This window comes from Mycobacterium sp. (assembly GCF_049280035.1).
Classification (GTDB): Bacteria; Actinomycetota; Actinomycetes; order Mycobacteriales; family Mycobacteriaceae; genus Mycobacterium.
Map to the genome: position 1 here is coordinate 1 of NZ_JBAPPI010000850.1, position 1,658 is coordinate 1,658.

The following is a 1,658-nucleotide window of genomic DNA, read 5'->3' on the forward strand; positions in this document are numbered from 1 at the left end:
AAGGGTCGGCGCCGGGCGCGGTGGCCACCGACTTCATGATCTGCAACGCGGTGACGGTGGCGGCTCGGTGCGCGGGCGTGTCGGTGAGGGTGACCGTGCTGCCGTCGTCGGAAAGCACTTGGCCACCGGCACTTTCCAGCAACGTGTTGAACCAGACCACCACTCCCTCGTTCTGGTTGGCCTGCACCCCGATCCAGCTGGGTCCGCCCGCGGCGTGCAACCGGGCAGCCTCGTCGAGCACCGCGCTCCACGTTTCCGGCGGCTTGTTCATCAAATCCGGTCGGTACCAGAGCAATTGGGTGTTGGTGCTGACGGGTGCGGCGTACAACCGGTGCCGCCAGGTCGCGGTGCTCAACGGCCCGGGCAGGGTGTCGGTGGTGGCGTCGGCCTCCGCCCGACCGGCCGGGTCGTCCGACAGCGGCAGCACCCAGCCCGCTTCGGCGAACTCGGCCGTCCAGATCACGTCCATCGCGATCACGTCGACGGTGTGGTCGTTGGCGCTCAGCCGGCGGGCCAACTGCACTCGCTGGTCATCGGTGGCCCGCGGCAGGGCGACATGCCGCACGGTGAAGCGCCCGCCGAACCGGTCGGTGCAGCGCTGGGCCACCGCGGTGAACGCCGCGGCGTCGCCGGCCGGGGTGAAAAAGCTGATCACCCGCCCGCCGTCGCGGGCTCCGCAGGAAGATATCGCCGATCCTGCCGTCAGCAACGCCAGCGCGATCGCGCCGATCCGGCGCGCGCGTCCGCGACGAGTCGCCACGAATCAGATAGCCAGGCGCGCAAGCAGATCCCGAGCGTGCTCAGCGTTCTGCGGGTCGCAGAGAACGTCGTATCGGCCGGCCACCAATTGCAGCGTGGAACTGAAGTCGCGGGTACCGCGCGCCATCGAGTACGGAATCGCCGAGGTGATCAGGCCGAAGAACACTCCGGCGACCAAACCGGTGGTCAACGCCTCCAGCGGGTGGGGGCTGGAGAACAACAAGGTCAGCACCAAGCCGATGAAGAGGCCCAGCCAGGCGCCGCTGATCACGCCGCCGCCCAACACTTTCGGCCAGGTCAGCCTCCCGGTGACCCGCTCGACCTGCATCAGGTCCACCCCGACGATCGTCACCTGCTGCACCGGGAACTGTTGATCCGACAGGTAGTCCACCGCACGCTGCGCTTCGGCATACGTGGGGTACGAACCGACCGGCCAACCTTTCGGCGGTGTGGGCAATCCGGGGGCACGCCGGCTCCCGGCGCGGGCGCCGGGTGCGGCACCGGGAACCTGTCCAGGCTGAAAAGGGCTGCTCATGGATTTCATTCTGCTCTGTTATCGCCGCGCCGAGGTGAACAACCAGCGGCTTGCCCACCACCTGCGCAAACGGTGGCCCAACTGGGCGTCGCGCTAGGTTGTCACCATGACAGCTCAGGGCGGCGGTGGCCGCGGGGAGGAATACCGCGCTCGCGCCGACCCGCCCCGGCCCTGGGAGCAGTACCCACATCCACCGGTAAACCCGCAGGAACCGGTGAACTACCCCGAGTACCCCTACCCGCATCCGCCGCCATATCCTCCGCAACCGCCATACCCTGCGCAGGCGCCACCGGGGCCTGGATACGGCTATCCGCCACCCGCGCCCGGCGGGCCGATCGGGTACGGCGGACCGCCGCCCTATTTC

General features: G+C 68.9%; 3 protein-coding genes. 1 reads left to right on the forward strand and 2 read right to left on the reverse strand.

Annotated features, from left to right (window positions below; all coding sequences use genetic code 11):
* On the reverse strand, window positions 1–760 hold a 760-nt coding region (locus tag WAN71_RS27165; RefSeq protein WP_422228290.1), incomplete at its 3' end, for an extracellular solute-binding protein.
* Window positions 761–763: 3 nt separating this feature from the next.
* A complete protein-coding gene (locus tag WAN71_RS27170; protein ID WP_331510209.1) occupies window positions 764–1,294 on the reverse strand; it encodes a general stress protein in 531 nt (176 codons plus the stop codon).
* A gap of 106 nt (window positions 1,295–1,400) precedes the next feature.
* Here WAN71_RS27170 and WAN71_RS27175 point away from each other — a divergent pair.
* On the forward strand, window positions 1,401–1,658 hold a 258-nt coding region (locus tag WAN71_RS27175), incomplete at its 3' end, for a hypothetical protein (protein WP_422228291.1).

Bases quoted from the DNA above. Each gene is read 5' to 3' on its own strand.
- WAN71_RS27170 (WP_331510209.1), bottom strand. From the start codon at position 1,294: ATGAGCAGCCCTTTTCAGCCTGGACAGGTTCCCGGTGCCGCACCCGGC.